Origin of the sequence: Glycomyces artemisiae (assembly GCF_003002955.1) — a bacterium.
In the GTDB taxonomy this organism is placed as follows: Bacteria; Actinomycetota; Actinomycetes; order Mycobacteriales; family Micromonosporaceae; genus Glycomyces; species Glycomyces artemisiae.
The window spans coordinates 213,700-233,780 of sequence record NZ_PVTJ01000006.1; the positions used below are offsets into that span (position 1 = coordinate 213,700).

The window sequence follows — 20,081 nt, forward strand, 5'->3', positions numbered from 1 at the left end:
GTGGCCCGGACCGGGACCGAGGAGCTGCGGCGACGCAACCGCGCGGCGCTCGTCGAGCAGCTCCACCGGCACGGTCCTCAGACCCGCGCCGAGCTCACCGAGGCCCTCGGGCTCAACCGGTCGACGATCGGGGCGCTCGCGGCCGACCTCGCCGAGTCGGGGCACCTCCACGAGACGACGGGGCGGTCGACCGGCTCGGCCGGCCGGCCCTCCACGCTCGTCGAGTGCGTCCCCAAGGCCGCCACGGTGACCGCCGTCGAGATCCGCGCCGACCGGGTGCGGTTCGCGCTCGTCGGCCTCGGCGGCGAGGTCCTCGAACGCGCCGAGACCGCCCTCGACGGCGCCGACCCGGTCGAAGCGGTCGAGGTGGTCACCGGCGGGACCGCCCGCGACGCCCTCGAATCGGTGGCCGCCGTCCCGGGCCTCGTCGACGCCGGGGTCGTCGCCCACTCCACCGAGCTCGGCTGGGCCGGGCGCGACCTGGCCGCCGACCTCGAATCGGCGACCGGCCGCACCTGGCAGGTCGTCGACACCGCGACCGCCGCCGCCGTCGGCGAATGGTCCCGCGGCGACGCCCACGAGTCGGTGAAGCTGCTCTATCTGCACGGCGGCCGCGGCCTCACCGCGGGCCTGGTCGCCGACGGCCGCGCCCAGCGCGGCGGATCGATCCAGCTGGGGCACATCGTGGTCCAGCCCGGCGGCCGCGAATGCGCGTGCGGCCTGCGCGGGTGCCTGGAGGCCGAGATGGAGGTCTTCGGCTACGCGGAGGACATCGAGCACGCCACCCTCGCCGCGGGCATGGGCGACGCGGCGGCCCGCGACGGCCTCCGCCGCTCCGGCGAGGACCTCGGCCGCGCCCTCGGCGCCGTCGTCACCGCCACCGGCCCCGACGAGATCCTCTTCGGCGGCTGGCTCCGCGAGCTCTACCTCTCCGCGGCCGCCCCCGTCCGCTCCGCCCTCGCCGAGACGACCCTCCCCCACCTCCGCTCCCGCCTGCGCCTGCGCACCCCCGTCCTCGGCGACGAAGGCGCCCTCATCGGAGCGGCGGAGACGGGATTCGCAGCCGTCATCGACGGCATGCGCTGAAGTGCGGAGTGAGCTGAGTGCGGTGTGGCTGGCCCGCCAGGACTCGAACCTGAAACGACTGAACCAAAATCAGTAGTGTTGCCGATTACACCACGGGCCAACGGCCGCGCGGAGCGGCCGGGACAAGGATATCGCTACCGGTCCGACCATACGTGCTCGGGGATGCGGGCGCGCACCTCCAGCAGGAAGTCGGCGACCGGCAGGATCGCCCGCTTGTCGGGGTCGCCGACCCAGAACGCGATGAGCCACCGGCCCTCCATGCGCCATCGCGTCACCAGTGCCCGGCCGTCGGTGAGCAGGAACTCCATCATCCGCGCGTCGATGACGTCGTGCGCGTACCTGAGGTTGTCGGACTGGACGTTGAACCGCTCGTTGAACGCCTCGTTCTCGTAGCGGCTGCGCCCGGCGGCGCCGCGCTTGACCTCAAGGTAGGGCCGCAGCGCGGGCAGGTCGACGGCCACGACCTGGGCGCTCCACTCGTGGGTGGTGTCGTCGCGGCGGACCCGCTCGTACGCGGTGTACGCGACGAGGTGGCGACCGCGGTGGACGCCGCGGTACACGTCGATGAACCGGAGGCTCCGGGTCGCCGTGAACGGATCGCGCCGTGTGAGGACGCCGAGCGAGGGGTCCTCGGGCGCGTAGTGGAGGCCGTGGTGCGCGGCCCAGGCCGCGTTCTGGTTCTTGCGGCGCTGCTCGGCGTCCTGGGCGGCCTTGACGAGGAACACGATGCCGACGGCCACGCCGCCGACGCACACCAGGCCCATGAACGACAGGGCCATGAGGGCGGTGAGTCCGGGCATCAGGGCCTCCGGAGCGCGCAGGGCCGCGCCTCGCGGCGCGGCCCTGCGGGCTAGTTGTTCGACCAGACGTGCCTGGGCACCTGGGCGTAGATGTCGAGCAGGAAGTCCGCGTAGAAGAAGACCTCTTCGAGCTTGAGCGCCCCGGAGCGGAACGTCATGAGCCAGGGGCCCTCGAACCGCCACTGGTAGGAGCGGGCGCGCTGGTCGGCGAGCATCCACTCCATGGTGCGGGCGTGGATCACGTCGTAGGCGAAGCGGCGGTTCGGGGACTTGATGCGGAAGAAGTCGTTGAACGCCTGGTTCTCGAAGTCGATGTCCTTCGCGAACCGCTTCGTCAGGAAGTTCTCCTGGCTGATGTCGAGCAGCGGCCGGGTCGTGGGGAGCCCGATGCCGACGACCTGGTGGTTGAAGGTCTTGCGCTCCTTGCCGCTGCCGGTCGAGTACTGGTACTGGAAGAACACGATGTGGGAGCCCTTGTACATCCCGCGGAAGACGTCGATGCCCTTGCGGGAGTGGCCGTTGTTGAACGGGTCCTCGCTGGAGAGGCCGACCACGGAGTTGTCGGAGGGCTCGTAGGTGAAGCCGTACTGGGCCGCCCAGGCCCGGTACATCGCGATCTTCTTCTGGCGGGCCCGCCAGCCGAAGTAGGCGATGGCGGCGACGACCACGCCGCAGACGACGTAGACCACCCAGTTGCTGCTATCCACGGGGCGCATTCCTTCTTACGGTGTGCCGGGCTCGCGAGGGGCACCCGGCGGGGGGCAGGGGGATCGGGGGGCGAGCTACCGGCCGTAGGGCGGCTGGCCGTACCCGGGCTGCTGCGGCTGCTGGGGCTGCTGCGGGTAGCCGGGCTGCTGACCGTACCCGGGCTGCGGCTGGCCGTATCCGGGCGGGGGCTGCTGGCCGTAGCCGGGCGCCTGCTGCGGCTGCCCGTACCCGGGCTGCTGCACCGGCTGCTGCTGGTAGCCGGGCTGCTGGCCGTAACCGGGCTGCTGCGGCTGGCCGTAGCCGGGGAGCTGGCCGGGCGCGGGCTGCGGCGGCATCTGCTGCTGCTGGGGCTGCTGCATGAAGCCGGGCTGGCCCATCTCGCGGAGCTTCGGGGCGGTGCGGGCCTCGGGGGTGTCGAGCTCGAAGTACTCCTCGGGCGCGAACCCGCCCATCTTCGCGGAGATCGAGCCGGGGAAGACCTGGAGCGCGGTGTTGTACTCGCGCACGTTCGCGTTGTAGAACCGGCGCGGGGCGGCGATGCGGTTCTCGGTCTCGGCCATCTCCGTCTGGAGCTGGAGGAAGTTCTGGTTGGTCTGGAGCGCCGGGTACGCCTCCTGCATGTGGATGACGCCGCGGATCGCGTTCCCGAGCTGGCCCTCGACCTGGCCCTGCACGCCGTGGCCGGCGTTCGGGTCCTGCCTGGCCTGCATCGCCGCCGAGCGGGCCTCGGCGACCTGGCGGAGCGTGGCGTTCTCGGCGCCCGCGGCCTGCTGCACGATGTACATCAGGTTGTCCAGCAGGTCGTACCGGCGCTGGAGCTCCACGTCGATCTGCGCCCAGGACTCCTGGGTGATGTTGCGCAGCCGGACCAGCTTGTTGCGCCCGCCGATGACGGCGAAGAGCACGATCAGGCCGATCAGCAGAACGAGGATCAGGATCCAGACGATTGGGTTGTCCATAAACCGTGAGCCTAGTCCATCTATGCCAAGCGGGAGGGCACCCCCAAGCGGCCCTCCCGCGTACAGAGACGGTGGTCAATGGTCAGGAATGGGCGTGCTCCACGACCGCGGCGAGCTCGGCGGCGACCGACTGCGCGACCGGCTCCTCCGAGGCCTCGACCATGACGCGCACGAGCGGCTCGGTCCCGGAGGGCCGCAGCAGGACCCGGCCGTCGGCGCCGAGCTTCGCCTGCCACAGCGCGACGGCGTTCTTCACGTCCTCGTGGTCGATCACGGACTTGTCGGCGACCCGCACGTTCAGCAGCACCTGCGGCGCGGGCGTGAACACCGACGCGAGGTCCTTCAGGCTCCGCCCCGTGGCGGCCATGCGCGCGAGCAGCATGATCGCGGTGAGCGAGCCGTCCCCGGTGGTCGCGTGGTCGGACATGATGATGTGCCCGGACTGCTCCCCGCCGAGCGAGAACCCGCCTTCGGCGAGGCGCTCCAGCACGTACCGGTCCCCCACCTTCGTGGTCTCCAGCTCGATCCCGGCCGCACCCATGGCCTGGTGCAGGCCGAGGTTGCTCATGACGGTGGTGACGAGGACGCCGCCGCGGAGGTTCCCCGCGTCACGCATCGCCAGCGCGAGGATCGCCATGATGGCGTCCCCGTCGACGACGCTGCCTTCGGCGTCGACGGCGAGGCAGCGGTCGGCGTCGCCGTCGAGCGCGATCCCGGCGTCGGCGCCGTGCGCGACGACGGCGGCGCGCAGGCCGTCCATGTGCGTGGACCCGCAGTCCTCGTTGATGTTGAGGCCGTCGGGGTCGTCGTTGATGGTGACGACCTCGGCGCCGGCGCGGCGGAGGGCCTCGGGGGCGGCGCCGGTCGCGGCGCCGTTGGCGGGGTCGACGACGACCTTGATGCCGGTGAGCGGGTTCGGGCAGACGGCCACGAGGTGCTCGATGTAGGACTCGACGGGGTCGACGGAGCGGGCGATGCGGCCGACGCCCTCGCCCTGCGGGAGGGGGGCGGGGTCGTCCATGGCGGCTTCGATGGCGTCCTCGACGTCGTCGGGGAGCTTGCGCCCGCCCGCGGCGAAGAACTTGATGCCGTTGTCGGGCATGGGGTTGTGGGAGGCTGAGACCATGACGCCGAAGTCGGCGCCGGTTAGGGCGGTGAGGTGCGCGACGGCCGGCGTGGGGAGGATGCCCAGGTCGATGACCTTGGCTCCGGCGGCGGCGAGTCCGGCGGCGCTGGCGGCGGCGAGCATCTCGCCGGAGGCGCGGGGGTCGCGGCCGATGACGGCGACGGTGCGCCTGCCGGTGGCGCCGAGGACGCGGGCGGCGGCGATGCTGAGGCGGAGTGCCAGGTCGGGCGTGAGGTCGGCGTTCGCCCGCCCCCGTACGCCGTCGGTGCCGAACAGTCGTGACACGGTGTGGCTTCCCATCTTGGTGCCGGGCGCGGCGTCCGCGGGCCTCTCGCGTGCCCTGCGGACCGGGACCGGACCGGTCGGTCGGTGGCAGTGCCGGTTCGGCCTGCCTGGTGGCATGGAAAAAGGGGCCGCCGAGGATGTCCTCCTCGGCAGCCCCGTCGCTTGTGCAGACTAGCGCGTCCCCCTCCGGAGGGGGAAGGCGTGCTAGCGCTTCGAGTACTGCGGCGCCTTGCGGGCCTTCTTGAGGCCGTACTTCTTCGATTCCTTCTCGCGGGCGTCGCGGGTCAGGAAGCCGGCGGCCTTGAGGGCCGGGCGGGTGTTCGGGTCGATCTCCACGAGGGCGCGGGCGATGCCGAGGCGCAGGGCGCCGGCCTGGCCGGTGGCGCCGCCGCCGTGGATGTTGACCAGGACGTCGAAGTTGTCGCCGGCCTCGACGGTCACGAAGGGCTCCGCGACGGTCTGCTGGTGGACCTTGGACGGGAAGTAGTCTTCGAGGCTCTTGCCGTTGACGACGTACTTGCCGGTGCCCGGGACCAGGCGGACGCGGGCGATGGCGCGCTTGCGGCGGCCCACGGTCTGGATGGGGCGGTCGACGGGGACCACGGGGATGCTGGGCACGGACGGCGCGGCGGCGACGTCGGCGGGCACCTCGACGGGGACGTCCACGGGGGCCTCGACGGCCTCCGGGGTCTCGACGGGGGCTTCAGCGGCGGCGGGGGCCTCGACGGCCTCGGTCTCGACGGCCTCGGTGGCCTGGATCTCGTCACTCATGTGTCTGCTCCTGCCCGCGCCTACTGCGCGACCTTCTTGATCTCGTACGGCTGCGGCTGCTGGGCGGCGTGCGGGTGGCCGGGGCCCGCGTAGACCTTCAGCTTCTTGAACACGCTGCGGCCGAGCTTGGTCTTCGGCAGCATGCCGATGACGGCCTTCTCGACCACCTTGTGCGGGGCCTTGTCCATCAGCTCGGCGTAGGACTTCTCCTTGAGACCGCCCGGGAAGCCGGAGTGGCGGTAGGCCTTCTTGGTCTGGAGCTTGTTGCGGGTCAGCACGACCTTGTCGGCGTTGACCACGATGACGTAGTCGCCGGTGTCGGCGTTCGGCGTGAACGTCGGCTTGTGCTTGCCCCGGAGCAGATCGGCTGCGTGCGTCGCGAGACGACCCAACACCACGTCGGTCGCGTCGATCACGAGCCACTGCGGGTCGAGGTCACCCGCTTTGGGAGTGTACGTCGGCACAGTGTTACCTAGCTTTCGTTGTCGGTGTGGAACGAATCCCGCAGATGAGGGCGGGACCGCCTGAATCCCCGCGGCCGCGTGCGGCGCGCGCCGGCCGCATCGCGGCCGTCCGGGATTCGTTGGACAGCGCCCAGCGTGTGGGCACTCGAACAACAGCTGCCAAGTCTACGCGGTGGTGGCGGCCGCCCTGAAGGCGGCCGCCGTGACCTCGGATACAGCTACTCGTCGGCTACTTGTCGACCACGGGGAGGTAGACGCGCCCGCCTGCGGCGGCGAACTCCTCGCTCTTGGCGGCCATGCCGTCGGCGAGCTCGCGAGCCGACAATTGGCCCTGTGCGGCGTACTCCTTCAGCTCCTGCGAGATCTTCATGGAGCAGAACTTGGGGCCGCACATGGAGCAGAAGTGGGCGGTCTTGGCGGGCTCGGCCGGGAGGGTCTCGTCGTGGTACTCGCGGGCCCGGTCGGGGTCGAGCGCGAGGTTGAACTGGTCCTGCCAGCGGAACTCGAAGCGGGCCTTGGAGAGGGCGTCGTCCCAGGCCTGGGCCTGCGGGTGGCCTTTGGCGAGGTCGGCGGCGTGGGCGGCGATCTTGTAGGCGATGACGCCCTCCTTGACGTCGTCGCGGTTGGGGAGCCCGAGGTGCTCCTTCGGGGTGACGTAGCAGAGCATCGCGGTGCCGAACCAGCCGATCATGGCGGCGCCGATGGCGGAGGTGATGTGGTCGTAGGCGGGCGCGATGTCGGTGGTGAGCGGCCCGAGCGTGTAGAAGGGGGCCTCGCCGCAGATCTCCTGCTGGAGGTCGACGTTCTCCTTGATCTTGTGCATGGGGACGTGCCCGGGGCCCTCGACCATGACCTGGACGTCGTACTCCCACGCGATGTGGGTGAGCTCGCCGAGGGTGCGCAGCTCGGCGAACTGGGCCTCGTCGTTGGCGTCGGCGATGGACCCGGGGCGCAGGCCGTCGCCGAGGGAGAATGCGATGTCGTACTCGGCGAAGATCTCGCACAGCTCGCGGAAGTGCGTGTACAGGAAGTTCTCCTCGTGGTGGGCGAGGCACCACGCGGCCATGATCGACCCGCCGCGGGAGACGATCCCGGTGACCCGCTCGGCGGCGAGGGGCACGTACCGCAGGAGGACCCCGGCGTGGACGGTCATGTAGTCGACGCCCTGCTCGGCCTGCTCGATGATGGTGTCGCGGTAGACCTCCCAGGTGAGCTTGACGGGGTCGCCGTTGACCTTTTCGAGGGCCTGGTAGAGCGGCACGGTGCCGATCGGGACGGGCGAGTTGCGCATGATGTGCTCGCGGGTCTCGTGGATGTGCTTGCCGGTGGAGAGGTCCATCACGGTGTCGGCGCCCCATTTGACGGCCCAGGTGAGCTTCTCGACCTCGGCGGCGATGGAGTCGGAGACGGCGGAGGTGCCGATGTTCGCGTTGATCTTGGTGAGGAAGTGCTTGCCGATGACCATCGGCTCGGTCTCGGCGTGGTTGACGTTCGCGGGCAGGATCGCCCGCCCGGCCGCGATCTCGGCGCGCACGAACTCGGCGTCGAGGCCCTCCCGGATCGCGACGAACTCCATCTCGGGCGTGACGACGCCCTGCTTCGCGTAGTGCAGCTGGGTCCGGCACGGCAGCGTGGCGCCGTCGTGCTCGATCGTGTCCCGGTCCCCCTCCCGCTCGGCGATCCAGTGCGCCCGCAGCCGCGGCAGCCCCACCTCCGGGTCCGACCCGGGCCCGGACGTGTCGTACAACCGCACCGCGGGCTCCCCGCCGCTGAGCGCGACCTCGGTGAACGGAACCCGCACTCCCGTCGGTCCCTCGACGTACACCTTGCTTCTGCCGTTCATGTTGTCTCCGTTCATATGGCGGCGCTCTTGCGGCCGTGATGGTGGTGGACCGGGCCGGGGCCGGTACCCAGGTGCCAGTCGGCGGCGGCCTTCAGGGCTTCGGTGACGTAGACCTTCGCGCCCGCGACCGCCTGCGGGAGCGGGTGGCCGAGGGCGAGGCGGGCGGCGATCGCGGAGGCGAGGGTGCAGCCGGTGCCGTGGTCGTTGCGGGTGGCGACGCGCGGGGCGGCGAGGTCGAGCATCTGGCCGTCGCTCCACAGCACGTCGACCGCGGCCTCGCGCCCGTCGAGGTGCCCGCCTTTGACGAGCACGGCCCGCGGCCCGTAGGTCGCCAGCGCGCGGGCGGCCTCGCGCATGTCGTCGACCGACGCGATGGCGCGCCCGAGGAGCAGCTGCGCCTCGACGAGGTTGGGGGTCAGGACGGTCGCGAACGGCCCGAGGCCGCCGAGGTACGCGGCCGGGTCCCCGGCGTACAGCGAGTCGCCGGTGGTGGTGACCATGACCGGGTCGACCACGAGGTTCGGCAGCCGGTCGGCCGCGCCGTACTCGGCCACCAGCTCCAGCAGCTCGGCGTCGCCGAGCATCCCGGTCTTCGCCGCGGCCACGGGGAAGTCGCCGAGGACCGCGTCGAGCTGCGCCCGCACGAGCCCGGCCGAGACCGCTTCGGCGGCGGTGACGCCGCGGGTGTTCTGGGCGGTGACCGCGGTGAGGACGCTCGTGCCGTGCACGCCGTGCGCGGCGAACGTGTGCAGGTCGGCCTGGATTCCGGCGCCGCCGCCGGAGTCGGACCCGGCGATGGTGAGGGCGACGGGAGGCTGCGGGTGGACGCGGTTCACAGGTCGGCCATCCCTTCGAACGCGGTCGAGGCTTTCGCCAAGTGTCGCTTGGGGATGCGCCCGGCGAGCCGGGCGGCGCGGCCCGCGTTGACGGCGTCGCGCATCGCGGCGGCCATGAGCGCCGGGTCGGCGGCGCGGGTGACCGCGGTGGCGAGGAGGACCGCCGAGCAGCCGAGTTCCATGGCCTGCGCGGCGTCGGAGGCGGTGCCGATCCCGGCGTCGCAGATGACCGGGACCGCGGCGCTGTCGCAGATGAGCGCCAGGTTGTGCGGGTTGCGGACGCCCAGCCCGGTGCCGATCGGCGCGGCGAGCGGCATGACCGCGGCGCACCCGGCGTCTTCGAGGCGGCGGGCCAGGACCGGGTCGTCGCTGGTGTACGGCAGGACCGTGAACCCTTCACGCACCAGGGTCTCGGCGGCGTCGAGGAGTTCGACGGGGTCGGGCAGGAGCGTGTCCTCGTCGCCGATCACTTCGAGCTTGACCCACGGGGTGCCGAACGCCTCGCGGGCGAGCCGCGCGGTGCGCACGGCCTGCTCGGCGGTGAAGCAGCCCGCGGTGTTGGGGAGGACGCCGACGCCGCACTGCTCGATGACGTCGAGCACGGACCCGGTCGCGCCGGGGTCGACGCGCCTGAGCGCCACGGTGACCAGCTCGGTCCCGGAGGCGGTGATGGCCTCGGCGAGCTGCTTGTGGCTGGCGGCGCCGCCGGTGCCGAGGATGAGCCGGGACCCGAAGGTCCGCCCGGCGATGGTGAACGCGGTGTCGCGTCCGCTGAGCACGGTGTCCACGGTCAGCCTCCCTGCGTGGCGGTCAGGACTTCGACGGCGTCCCCGTCGGCGAGGGCCCGGTCCCACTCCGACCGCGGCACCACCTCCCCGTTGACGGCCGCGGCGATCCCCCGCCGCGCCTCGGTCACGGCCGCCACCGCATCGGCGACGGTTGCGATCCCTTCTCGCGCTTCCCCGTTCACAACAACGCTCACATTTCCTCCCGATCGCTCGAACTGTCGGACCCGCGGGGCACTGTTGATTCAGGGGCGCTCGAATCCGCCGCGCGCCGGTGCTCGGCGCTGCCCGCAAACCGGCCGAGCCCGGAACTGTCGGACCCCCGGGGCACCCTTGTGTCCGGGGCGGCTGATTTCGGCTCGGGCCGGGGCTCGCGGCTGCCCTCGAAACCGGTCGCCGCCGGAGCGGGTCCGGCCCCGAAGTCGGGGACCGCGGGGCCAGGCACGGGCGGGCCGAACCTCGCCGGGTCGAATGGTGCGACCGTCTCCGGGGCTTCGTCCCGGAGGATCGCCGCGGTCGCGTCGGCGGTGGCCGGGATGAGGGCGATGCCGTTGCGGTAGTGGCCGGTCGCGGCGGTCAGGCGCGGGCCGAGGCGGCCGATGATCGGAAGGTTGTCGGGGGTGCCGGGCCGGAAGCCGACGGTCACTTCGCCGAGGTGGTACTCGGCGATCTCGGGCACGAGCGCGATCGACCACCGCAGCAGGTCGTGGACCGCCCCGGCGGTGCCGGTGGTGCGGTCGAAGCCGCGCTCGTCGCTCGTCGCGCCCACCACGACCTCGCCGTTCTCGCGGGTCACGATGTACACCGACTGGCCTTTCACGTAGCCGCGCACCGTGGTCCGCGGCACCGCCTGCCCGGCGGCGGCCCGCAGCCGCAGCACGACCCCGCGCACCGGCCGCACCGGCAGCCCGAACCGCGCCGAGCCGCAGCCCGCCGCGATGACGACCTGGTCGGCGTCGAGCGCCCCTAGGTCCGCGACCTCGCCCTCCGCAACCTCGCCCGCCGCAAACCCGACGCCCGCGCACTCGGCCGCGACGAGCAGCGCCGCGTGCACGGCCCGCGGGTCGACGGCCCGGTCCTCGGACGCGAGCACCCCGGCCCGGACCCGGTGGCTGAGCAGCGGCTCGGCTTTGCGGATCGCCCGTCCCCCAAGGACTTCGACACCGCGCCCGGTCTCGCGGTACAACTCGGTCTGGCGCTCGACCTCGGCGCGGTCGCCGTCTTCGACGCCGACCACCACCGTGGGGATGTCGCGGAATCCGACCGGCAGGCCGGAGGCCGCTTCGAGTTCGCGGGCGAACGCGGGCCAGGCGTCGGCGGAGGCGGCCATGAACGGCGTCAGCGCCGTTTCGCCGTAATGGGATTCGGTGACGGGCGCGATCATCCCGGCGGCCACGCGCGAAGCGCCCGAACCGGGTTCGGGGTCGTGCACCACGACCTCGGCGCCGGCCTGCGCCGCCCGCCACGCGACGGCGAGCCCGATCGAGCCGCCGCCGACGACGGCGACCCGCATCAGCCCGCGCCCGTCCCTCGTAGGGAGTCGCTTGGTCGCGAGGCGATCGGTGCCAGCGCCTCCTCATGGCGCGCGGCGTCATCGGCCGCCGTTGGTCCAGGCGTCTCGCCCACGGCCGCAAGGAGTTCCGCCGTAGCCGCGGCGGGATCGGCCGCGGCGGCGATCGCGCCGACCACCGCGACGCCGTGCGCCCCGGCCTCGCGGCACAGGGCCGCGCGCTCCGCGGTGATGCCGCCGATGGCGATCACCGGCAGGTCCACCGCGGCGCAGACCGCGGCGAGGCCGGCGAGGCCGATCGGTTGCGGCAGACCGGTCTTCGTGGTCGTGCCCCAGACGGGCCCGACCCCGAGGTAGTCGGCCCCGGCGCGCCGCGCGGCGCGCGCCGACTCGGGGTCGCGGCAGGTGCCGCCGATGATCGCCGCGGGCAGGAGCCGCCGGGCGGCGTCCAGCGGGAGGTCCTCGGCGCCGAGGTGGACGCCGTCGGCGCCGACGGCCTGCGCGATGTGGACGCGGTCGTTGACCAGGCACACCGCGCCGTGCGCGTCGCACAGGGCCGCGACGGCGGCGGCGAGGTCGAAGGCGGCCCGGTCGGTGTAGTGGTCCTCGGGCCGGACCTGGATCAGCCGCGCCCCGGCCGCCAGCGCGGCGGCGACGACGCGGAGCGGATCGCGCCGGCGCGCAGCCGCTCCGGAGGAGGCGGCCTCGGCGGCCGTCGGCGGGACGGCGGCGCGGGTGTCGGTGATGACGTGAAGTCGGGGAAGACGAATCGCTCGCATGGCTCCTTCTCCCTGCGCCAGCATGACCTGGATCAGGTTCGACGGTCGGGACTACCGAGTCCCCTCTCAGCCCGATGCATCGGACTCCCGCGGGTTTCGTTGTTCGGCGGTCACGCTACGCCATCGCGAGCGGTTTTCGCAACCGGTGTGTCAGCAAGCGGACACGGCGCATCGCGGATCCGCGGGGCTGTCGCCATTGCCCCCCGCGGCCCGTTTGAGGCCGGTTTTGCATCTGTGACCTGGGACTTGACCTCCAGTCCCATCGGGTCTTACGATGACCCGCACCCATACTACAACGTTGTAAAGAACGGGAGCTCCTCATGCGACAAGCCCAATCCCTCGACCTCCGGCGAGGAGGCGCCCTCCTCCTCGCGGCGGTCCTCCTCCTCGCCGCCGCCATGGCCGCGATCATCGGGTGGCCCGCTCCCGCGGCGGCCGTCACCACCGGGAACGGCGCGCTGGTGTACTCGCCCGCCGCCGGCAGCTCGTTCAACCCCGAGGGCGGCACCCCCGCAGGCACCACCTACGCCAAGATCATCGTGCTCAAGAACAGCGGCAGCTCCAATGGCACGCAACTGGTCACGTACGACCAGCTGGTCCTCCAGAACGGCGACCAGGTCTACCCGATCTACCGCAGCACCAACGACGGCGCGAGCTGGACCCACGTCACCGACGTCAACCCGAGCGACCAGTTCCCGGCGCTCACCCGCACCGCGCAGCCGTTCCTGTTCGAGGTCACCGAGACCACCGGAAACCTGACGGCGGGCACGATCCTCCTGGCGGGCATGATCATGCCCGAGGACCGCTCCTCCAGCCGCCTGGTCGTCTACAAGAGCACCAACCAGGGCACGAGCTGGAGCTACCTGTCCACCATCGACACCGGCGGCCCCGCGGTCTACGACCCGTCCCCGTCGTCCACGACCACCACGGTGTGGGAGCCCTCGCTCGCGATCGACGGCAGCGGCGGCCTGGTCGCGTACTTCTCCGACGAGCGCCAGAAGGCGAACGGCGTCCTCCAGGCGGTCTCCTACCGCCGCTCCACCGACGGCGGCCAGACCTGGGGCTCCCTCGTCAACGTCTCGGCCCCCACCAACCAGAGCGACCGCCCCGGCATGATCACCGTGACCGAGCTGCCCGACGGCCGCTACATGGCGACCTTCGAGGTCGTCAACCGCCCCAGCCAGTCGAACAACACCGCGCCGGTCTACTACAAGATCTCCGCAGACGGCCTGAACTGGGGCACCACCACCAGCATCGGCTCACCGATCCAGCTCGCGAACGGCCGCGGCATCGGCTCCTCCCCGTACGTGAAGTGGGTGCCGAGCGGCGGTCCGAAGGGGATGGTCGTGGTGGCCTCGAAGTGGTCGCTCGACGCGAGCGGCAACATCGACGGCGGCCAGAACTTCTACGTCAACTACAACCTCGGCGAGGGCCCGTGGGAGCGCCTGCCGATGGCGGTCACCTACGACGCCACCGACACCCAGGGCGGGAACTTCTCCGGCTTCGCCCAGGGCATCGACTACAGCGCCGACGGCCGCACCCTCTACCAGGCCGTGAACGTCGAGAACACGACCACGGACCTGAACGACATCCGCGTCGGCTCGATCCCGCTCGACGCCCAGCAGTACGAGGCCGAGAACGCGACGCTCAACAGCGTCTCCACGGTCACCCACGTGCAGGCGTCGAACGGCTCGAAGATCGGCAACATCAACGACACCGGCGACTACGTCGAGTTCACCGTGAACGTCCCCGCCGCGGGCACTTACACGATGAACGTGCGCTACGACAACGGCTACGGCTCGGCAGCGACCCACTCGGTCAGCGTCAACGGCGGCACCGCCTCGTCGATCAGCTATCCGGTGACCGTGGACTGGGGCCGGTTCGGCTGGGCCCAGAAGTCGGTGACGCTCAACGCCGGGAACAACACGATCCGGTTCACGAAGGGAACCAACTTCGCCGAGCTCGACGTGATCCACCTGTACCGCAGCACCGCGCTCGACCCGGTCTTCCAGGTCCAGAACCGCAACAGCGGCAAGTACCTCGAAGTGATCAGCGCCCTGACCGCCGACGGCGCGGCCGTCGGCCAGTGGGGCGACACCAACCACGCGACCCAGCGGTGGACCGTCTCCGGCGGCTCCACGGTCCAGTTCACCAACCGCAACAGCGGCAAGCTCCTGGAGATCCCCTCGGCGCAGACCGCCGACGGCGTCGACGCCGTCCAGTGGGGCCCGACCGGCAGCTCGACCCAGTCGTGGACGGCCACGACCAGCGGCGGCTACTGGAAGTTCGCGAACGCCAACAGCGGCAAGCTCCTCGAAATCGACGGCTGCTCGACGGCGGACGGCGCGGTGGCGCAGCAGTACACCGCCAACGGCGCCGCCTGCCAGCAGTGGCGGCTGATCAAGGAGGGCATCCAGTAACGCAGTGACGGCGGGGCGCCTCCGGCGCCCCGCCGTAACGACCCGGACCGGTCGACCCTCAGCACCCGGTAGCCCTTCGCGCTCGCGTGCTTGTCGACGGTCCAGCCGCGCTCGGCCAGCCAGCGCGCGAGCGAGTCCGCACCGAGGTGCTTGGAGACGACGAGCCAGGCGACGCCGCCGTCCTTGAGTCGCGGGAGCCAGGTGTCGAGGAGGTCGTGGAGGGCCTCCTTGCCGACCTTGATGGGCGGGTTGGACCAGATCTCGTCGAAGCGCAGGTCCTCCGGGACCTCCTCGGGGACGGCGACGTGCACCGTGCCCGGGACCCGCTCGGTGTTGCGGCGGGTGAGGTCGAGGGCGCGGCGGTTGACGTCGACGGCCCAGACTTCGGCGTCGTCGCGCTGGGCGAGGACCTTGGTGATGGGCCCGTAGCCGCAGCCGAGGTCGAGGAAGACGCCGGCGGTGTCGGGCAGGACGACCTTGTGCAGGAGCACGCTCGTGCCAGGGTCGAGGCGGCTGCCCGAGAAGACGCCGGTGGAGGTGGTCAGCTCGTATTCGACGCCGTCGAGGTCGAACGCGATGGTGCGCTCGCGGTCGTCGACGGCGGGCTGCTCGCTGAAGTAGTGCTCGGGCTGGTCGGCTGGGCCATTGGACATGCCGACCATTGTCGCTCGCCGGGCCGGGACGCGGGGCCGGGACCTGCGGGCGGGGGACCGCGGGTCACAGGTGTCGCCCGCTGAGGTGAACGGGGCTCGCGCCGTCCATCTCCAGGGGGAACGATTCACCGTTTCGCCCCGGTGCGGGGCTAAGCTGCCAGCATGGCACACGGCCCGTCCCCCTTCGGGGTCCCGCAGCAGGCGGGGCAAGGGAACCAGCACGAACCGGGATTCGACTGGGACGAGTACGACGAGCGCGCGCGGATGAACGCGCCGACCGTCCGTCTCAGCGAGGAGGAGCGCGCGCAGCTCGCACTGGACGCGATGCGCTCGCCGGAAGAGGAGATGGAGGCGCACCTGGAGAGCATCCAGGCCTCGCGCCCCCTGCGCCGCGCCGCCCAGCGGGCGCGGCGCCGCACGAAGTGGTGGCTGGTGGCGCTCGCGGTCGTGAGCGGCCTGGCGGTCGCCGCGGCGTGCACGGCGGGCGCGTTCATCGTGCTCCGCGAGGGCGAGCAGGACCCGGAGGCGCCGAACGGGGGCGCCGCCGACCTGGAGTCCTCAGTGGACGACGCCTCGGGCGCGCCCGAGGTCGTCGACCCGATCGCGAGCCGCGAGACCGACGCCGCGCCGTTCACCGCCGAGGAGCTGTTCGGCACCGGCCCGCTCGCGCCCGCGGGGGCCGCCGGGACCTACGAGGTCCTCCAGACCGAAGAGCTCACCGACTGCGCCGAGGCCGCGCTCGACGAGCTCGCCGACCTCCTCGCCGACGCCGACTGCACGCAGGCCGCGCGCGCCACGATCGTGAACCCCGACGGCGAGTACGCCGCCACCGCGGGCGTCCTCAACCTCGCCACCGCCGAAGAGGCCGAGGCGATCCGGGCCGCGATCGCGAGCGACCTCGACGGCGGATTCGCCGTGCTGCGCACCGACGGCGACGCCGCCGAACTCGGCCGCGCCGACACCCAGCTGGGCTACAACACGTACGGGCACTACCTGATGTTCGTCGTCATCGGCCGCACCGACGGCGAGGCGCTCACCGAGGCGAACGACGCGGTCCGCACCGTCGTCGGCGACGTCCTCGACATCTGGTTCGTAGATCAGCTGAGCCCCCGCCGCGAAGTCCAGTAGGGACAGATTCTCCAGCGCCGCCCGGCCGTCGGCCGGGCGGCGCCGTCATGTCCGGCTCGTGAACATTCGCCCGAAACCCTTGCCTGAGCCCATGATCCCATGTTTACATCGAGGGAGGCCGATGCACCGGATTCCCCGTCAGCCTGCCCCGCAACCGGTTCCCCATCACCTTCCCCCATCGCCTCAGGAGCCCCGAATGTCATCCTGGACCCTCACCCGTCGCGCCACGGCCGCTTTCGCCGCCGCCGCGCTGGCGCTGCTCGGCCTCCTCGCGGTCGACGCCGCCCCCGCCGAAGCCGTGCGCCCGCCGGGCATCCCCTCCACCGCGACCGCGCAGTCCGAGCTGAACGCGCTCACCGTCGCCGCCGAGTCCCACGGCTCGACCTACGACCGGGACCTGTTCCCGCACTGGAAGTCCGTGAGCGGCACGGGCAGCTGCACCGCCCGCCAGTACATCCTCAAGCGCGACGGCCAGAACGTCGTCACCTCCGACGGCTGCCAGCCGACCTCCGGCAACTGGCAGTCCGACTTCGACAACACCTGGACCACCTCGGTCTCCAACGCCACCATCGACCACGTCGTCGCGCTCTCCGAGGCGTGGGCGTCGGGCGCGTGGGCCTGGACCACCGCCGAGCGCCAGGCGTTCGCCAACGACATCAACTCCCCGCAGCTGTGGATCGCCACGACCTCCGCGAACTCCTCGAAGAGCGACTACGACCCCGCGGAGTGGATGCCCTCCAACAGCTCCGTGCGCTGCGACTACGTCAAGGCCTGGACCCACGTCAAGTACCTGTACGACCTGACGATCGACTCCGCGGAGAAGACCGCCATCCAGTCGCACCTGACCAACTACTGCGGCTCCTCCGGCGGCACCCCCACGGGGTGCACCGGCTCGAACACCACCGCCGGGACGATCACCGAGGGCGGCACGATCTCCCGCGCGATCTCCTTGAGCTGCACCGGCTCCGCCTCGACCGCCAGCTCGGTCACGGTGAGCATCACGCACCCGTACTACGGCGACATCCAGGTGCAGCTCCGGGCCCCCGACGGGACCGTGCGCACCGTCCAGGCGTCGAGCTCGGCCACCGGCAACTTCGGCAGCCGCACCTACAGCCTCAACCTGTCGAGCGAGGCGAGGTCCGGCACCTGGACGCTGCTGGTGACCGACACCTACAGCGGCGGCTCGACCGGCACGTTCAACAGCTGGTCGCTGAGCATCTGAGCACTCCCCTGCGGTCCCCCAGGGCTCGCGCAGAGGGCCGGGCGCATCGCGCGCCCGGCCCTCCACTGTATCCACCGCGGAACCAAGTATGTCCTATGTAGTCAAGTACAGGGGTTCAGTCGCTCATCCGGGCGCTCCAGTGGACGCGCTCGGCGCCCTCCGCACCCTGGTCGCTCCACTGCGGCGTCTGCGTCAGGTACAGCAGGTAGCCCAGGGCCGGGCCGACGATCACGCCCGCCAGGCCCACGGCCACCAGCAGGCCCTGCAAGGTCGCCCGCGCGCCCGCGGTCTCAGCGATGGTCACCTGGTCGACCAGGACCCACGGGTACTGGCCGATCCCCCAGCCCGCCATCACGGCCGCCACCGCGACCACCGCCGTCACCCGCGCCAGCCCGAACCGCCTGCGCCACAACAGGACCAGCGTCGCGGCCCCGCCGATCGCGGACAGCGCGATCACCGGCGCGGCGCGGCCGATCAGGCCCTCCCACAGGGTCGGCGCGTCGTGCTCGATCGGGATGAGTCCCGCGAAGACGACCAGGCCCGTGGCCGCGCCGACCACGATGGACCGCCGCCGCATCCGCTCGGCCAGCGCCCGCTGTCCGCGCCGAGCCGCATCGGCGGTCAGGAACGACCCGGCCAGGAACGCGCACGTGCCCACCGAGATCGCGCCCGTCAGCAGCGGCGTCGGCGCGATCCACGACGACCACGCGTCCCCGTACCCGCCCGCGGGGACCCGCCCCGACGCGAGCGACCCGGCGATCGTGCCGAGGAAGAACGGCGCGAGCACCGAGGAGGTCGCGAACACGACCCCGAACAGCCGCGCCTGCGCGAGCGTCTCGCTGTACTTGCGGAACGCGAAGCTCGCGCCCCGCAGCACGATCCCGACCAGCGCCAGCAGCAGCGGCACGTACAGCGTCGTCATGGCCGCGGCGAACGACTCGGGGAACCCGGTCCACCACATCACGAGCACGTAGATGAGCCACACGTGGTTGGCCTCCCACACCGGCCCGATGCTCTGGTCGATGAGGGTGCGCACCTCGGCGCCCCGGCGGCTGCCGCCCGCGGTCAGGTCGTGGAACCCCGACCCGAAGTCGGCCCCGCCGAACACGGCGTAGCACAGGACCCCGGCGAACAGCGCTGCGGCGACGGCGAATTCGAGGGTCATCATCGGGCGTCCTCCTTCTCGTCGGCGCAATCCCGGACTTCATCCGGCCCGTCGGCCCGCGCCAGCGGCGACTGCGGCCCGTACGGGCTCGGCAGGTCCGCGGCGCCCTTGCGCCAGCGCCGGGCCATCGAGCGGAGCACGACGATCGCGCCGACCGACATGGCGCCGTAGAGGACGACCGAGCCGCCGTAGATCCCCCACAGCCCGCCCGCGTGGTCGCCCGCGGCCTCGGTGGTCCGCATGACGCCGTAGACGATCCACGGCTGCCGCCCGACCTCGGTGGCGATCCACCCGGCCTCCATCGCGAGGACCGCGAGGATCCCGGTGACGGCCATGAACCGCAGGAACCACTTGTTGTCGAGCAGGTCCCGCCTGCGCCATCTGAGGAACCAGTAGAGGGCGACCGCGGCCATGAGCAGCAGGCCGAGGCCGATCATGGCCTGGAACGCGAGGTGGGTGAAGTTGACGGGCGGCTCGTCCTCGTCGGGGATCTGGTCGAGGCCGGGCACGGGGTCGAGCGAGCCCATCGAGATGATCGACCCGAGGTAGGGGATCTCGATGGCGCCCTTGATCTCCCCGTCGATGATGACGCCGCCGAGGCGCAGCGGCGAGGCGCCCTCGTCGGTCTCCTGCGCGAGCTCGAACGCGGCGAGCTTCGAGGGCTGGCGCTCGTCGAGGCCCTCGCCGAGGAAGTGGCCCACGAACGGCTGCGCGAGCGCGGCGATCGTCGCGAACGCGAACGGCACCATGAACCCGAGCCGGTGGTGGCGGTCGCGGCGGCCATTGAGCATCCCGGCGGCGTAGACGGCGGCGATGGAGAACCCGGCGACCATGTACGCGGCGACCCACATGTGCGCGAACTGCATGAACGCGTGCTGGTTGAACAGCACCGCCCACGGTTCGATGTTGGTGACCTCGCCGTCGATGACGTCGAAGCCGACCGGGACGTTCATCCAGGCGTTCACGGCGAGCACGCAGTACGTGCCGATGACGCCGGTGATCGCCATGGGCACCACCATGAGCAGGTGCAGCTTCTGCGGCATCCGCCCCCAGCCGTACAGGTAGATGCCGAGGAAGATCGCTTCGAGGAAGAACGCGAGGCCTTCGAACGCGAACGGGAGGCCGAGCACGTCGCCGTAGGTGCCCATGAGGCCGGGCCAGAGCATGCCCATCTCGAAGCTGAGGACGGTCCCGGAGACCGCGCCGATCGCGAAGAGCACCGCGGAGGCCTTGCCCCACCGCTTCGCGAGTCCGAGCGCGACCGGGTCTTTCTTCCTGATGCCGCGCAGGTGCATCGCGAAGATGATCGCGGGGAAGGCGACGCCGAAGCACGCGAGGATGATGTGCCATCCGAGCGACAGCGCCATCTGCTGCCGGGCGGGCATGAGGCCCGCGGGATCGGCCGCCGCTTCGGCGGCCTGGGCGAGGAGCTGGGTTGCGTCCATGCCTTGAAGATAGGTGCCGGAACGTCCGGATCCACGTTCTTGTGAAAGCTTTCACAAGCCTCGGAAGATGTGTTCCGAACGTGTTCAAAAACGCTG

17 protein-coding genes, 1 tRNA gene, 2 pseudogenes and 1 riboswitch are annotated in these 20,081 nt (G+C 71.7%); of the genes and pseudogenes, 4 read left to right on the forward strand and 16 right to left on the reverse strand.

The window, feature by feature from the left end:
• Complete coding sequence (locus B0I28_RS16665) at positions 1 to 1,086, forward strand: ROK family protein (protein WP_106364972.1); 1,086 nt, start codon at positions 1 to 3, stop codon at positions 1,084 to 1,086.
• 25 nt (positions 1,087 to 1,111) lie between these two features.
• Here B0I28_RS16665 and B0I28_RS16670 read toward each other — a convergent pair.
• The 13 genes and pseudogenes from B0I28_RS16670 to thiE form a co-directional block, all read right to left on the reverse strand.
• Positions 1,112 to 1,186: transfer RNA gene (locus B0I28_RS16670), tRNA-Gln, on the reverse strand.
• Positions 1,187 to 1,220: 34 nt separating this feature from the next.
• Positions 1,221 to 1,886, reverse strand: a complete 666-nt coding sequence (locus B0I28_RS16675; protein WP_106364973.1) for a hypothetical protein — start codon at positions 1,884 to 1,886, stop codon at positions 1,221 to 1,223.
• A 50-nt stretch (positions 1,887 to 1,936) separates the two neighbouring features.
• Complete coding sequence (locus B0I28_RS16680) at positions 1,937 to 2,593, reverse strand: hypothetical protein (protein ID WP_146148133.1); 657 nt, start codon at positions 2,591 to 2,593, stop codon at positions 1,937 to 1,939.
• Between the two features lie 75 nt (positions 2,594 to 2,668).
• Complete coding sequence (locus B0I28_RS16685; protein WP_106364975.1) at positions 2,669 to 3,553, reverse strand: LemA family protein; 885 nt, start codon at positions 3,551 to 3,553, stop codon at positions 2,669 to 2,671.
• A gap of 82 nt (positions 3,554 to 3,635) precedes the next feature.
• Positions 3,636 to 4,964, reverse strand: a complete 1,329-nt coding sequence (gene glmM, locus B0I28_RS16690) for a phosphoglucosamine mutase (RefSeq protein WP_106364976.1) — start codon at positions 4,962 to 4,964, stop codon at positions 3,636 to 3,638.
• Between the two features lie 204 nt (positions 4,965 to 5,168).
• The gene (gene rpsI / locus B0I28_RS16695; RefSeq protein ID WP_106364977.1) at positions 5,169 to 5,735 is read right to left on the reverse strand and encodes a 30S ribosomal protein S9; all 567 of its coding nucleotides are present in this window, start codon (positions 5,733 to 5,735) and stop codon (positions 5,169 to 5,171) included.
• Positions 5,736 to 5,755: 20 nt separating this feature from the next.
• Positions 5,756 to 6,199 (reverse strand): 50S ribosomal protein L13, encoded by a 444-nt coding sequence (gene rplM / locus B0I28_RS16700; protein WP_106364978.1) that lies wholly within the window; start codon positions 6,197 to 6,199, stop codon positions 5,756 to 5,758.
• Positions 6,200 to 6,428: 229 nt separating this feature from the next.
• Positions 6,429 to 8,042 (reverse strand): phosphomethylpyrimidine synthase ThiC, encoded by a 1,614-nt coding sequence (thiC, locus tag B0I28_RS16705; protein WP_106364979.1) that lies wholly within the window; start codon positions 8,040 to 8,042, stop codon positions 6,429 to 6,431.
• An 11-nt stretch (positions 8,043 to 8,053) separates the two neighbouring features.
• Positions 8,054 to 8,878: a bifunctional hydroxymethylpyrimidine kinase/phosphomethylpyrimidine kinase gene (gene thiD, locus B0I28_RS16710; RefSeq protein ID WP_106364980.1), complete on the reverse strand. Its 825-nt coding sequence runs from the start codon at positions 8,876 to 8,878 to the stop codon at positions 8,054 to 8,056.
• Positions 8,875 to 9,666, reverse strand: coding sequence for a thiazole synthase (locus B0I28_RS16715; protein WP_281260934.1), 792 nt, complete (start codon positions 9,664 to 9,666; stop codon positions 8,875 to 8,877). The genes thiD and B0I28_RS16715 overlap by 4 nt, the downstream gene beginning before the upstream one ends.
• A 2-nt stretch (positions 9,667 to 9,668) precedes the next feature.
• A complete protein-coding gene (gene thiS, locus B0I28_RS16720) occupies positions 9,669 to 9,803 on the reverse strand; it encodes a sulfur carrier protein ThiS (protein WP_245889012.1) in 135 nt (44 codons plus the stop codon).
• Positions 9,804 to 9,856: 53 nt separating this feature from the next.
• Positions 9,857 to 11,176, reverse strand: a complete 1,320-nt coding sequence (gene thiO / locus B0I28_RS16725) for a glycine oxidase ThiO (protein ID WP_106364982.1) — start codon at positions 11,174 to 11,176, stop codon at positions 9,857 to 9,859.
• A 110-nt stretch (positions 11,177 to 11,286) separates the two neighbouring features.
• A pseudogene (gene thiE / locus B0I28_RS16730) lies at positions 11,287 to 11,952 on the reverse strand (thiamine phosphate synthase); the annotation flags it as partial.
• Positions 11,945 to 12,051: riboswitch (TPP riboswitch) on the reverse strand. It overlaps the preceding pseudogene by 8 nt.
• Positions 12,052 to 12,272: 221 nt before the next feature.
• Here thiE and B0I28_RS16735 point away from each other — a divergent pair.
• Positions 12,273 to 14,372, forward strand: coding sequence for an RICIN domain-containing protein (locus tag B0I28_RS16735; RefSeq protein WP_219926809.1), 2,100 nt, complete (start codon positions 12,273 to 12,275; stop codon positions 14,370 to 14,372).
• A 47-nt stretch (positions 14,373 to 14,419) separates the two neighbouring features.
• Here the strand turns inward: B0I28_RS16735 and B0I28_RS16740 are convergent.
• Positions 14,420 to 15,025 (reverse strand): annotated as a pseudogene (locus B0I28_RS16740) (class I SAM-dependent methyltransferase); the annotation flags it as partial.
• Between the two features lie 162 nt (positions 15,026 to 15,187).
• Here B0I28_RS16740 and B0I28_RS16745 point away from each other — a divergent pair.
• A complete protein-coding gene (locus tag B0I28_RS16745; protein ID WP_106364984.1) occupies positions 15,188 to 16,153 on the forward strand; it encodes a hypothetical protein in 966 nt (321 codons plus the stop codon).
• A gap of 196 nt (positions 16,154 to 16,349) precedes the next feature.
• Positions 16,350 to 17,375: a proprotein convertase P-domain-containing protein gene (locus B0I28_RS27300; protein WP_181245821.1), complete on the forward strand. Its 1,026-nt coding sequence runs from the start codon at positions 16,350 to 16,352 to the stop codon at positions 17,373 to 17,375.
• 115 nt (positions 17,376 to 17,490) lie between these two features.
• Here the strand turns inward: B0I28_RS27300 and B0I28_RS16755 are convergent, their stop codons facing one another.
• Together B0I28_RS16755 and B0I28_RS16760 are read right to left on the reverse strand one after the other, a co-directional pair.
• On the reverse strand, positions 17,491 to 18,540 hold the full coding sequence (locus tag B0I28_RS16755; protein ID WP_106364985.1) for a cytochrome d ubiquinol oxidase subunit II: 1,050 nt from the start codon (positions 18,538 to 18,540) through the stop codon (positions 17,491 to 17,493).
• Entirely contained in the window at positions 18,540 to 19,985 is a 1,446-nt protein-coding gene (locus B0I28_RS16760) for a cytochrome ubiquinol oxidase subunit I (RefSeq protein ID WP_219926811.1), read from the reverse strand. Before B0I28_RS16760 ends, B0I28_RS16755 begins: the two co-directional genes overlap by 1 nt.
• Between the last annotated feature and the right edge of the window lie 96 nt (positions 19,986 to 20,081).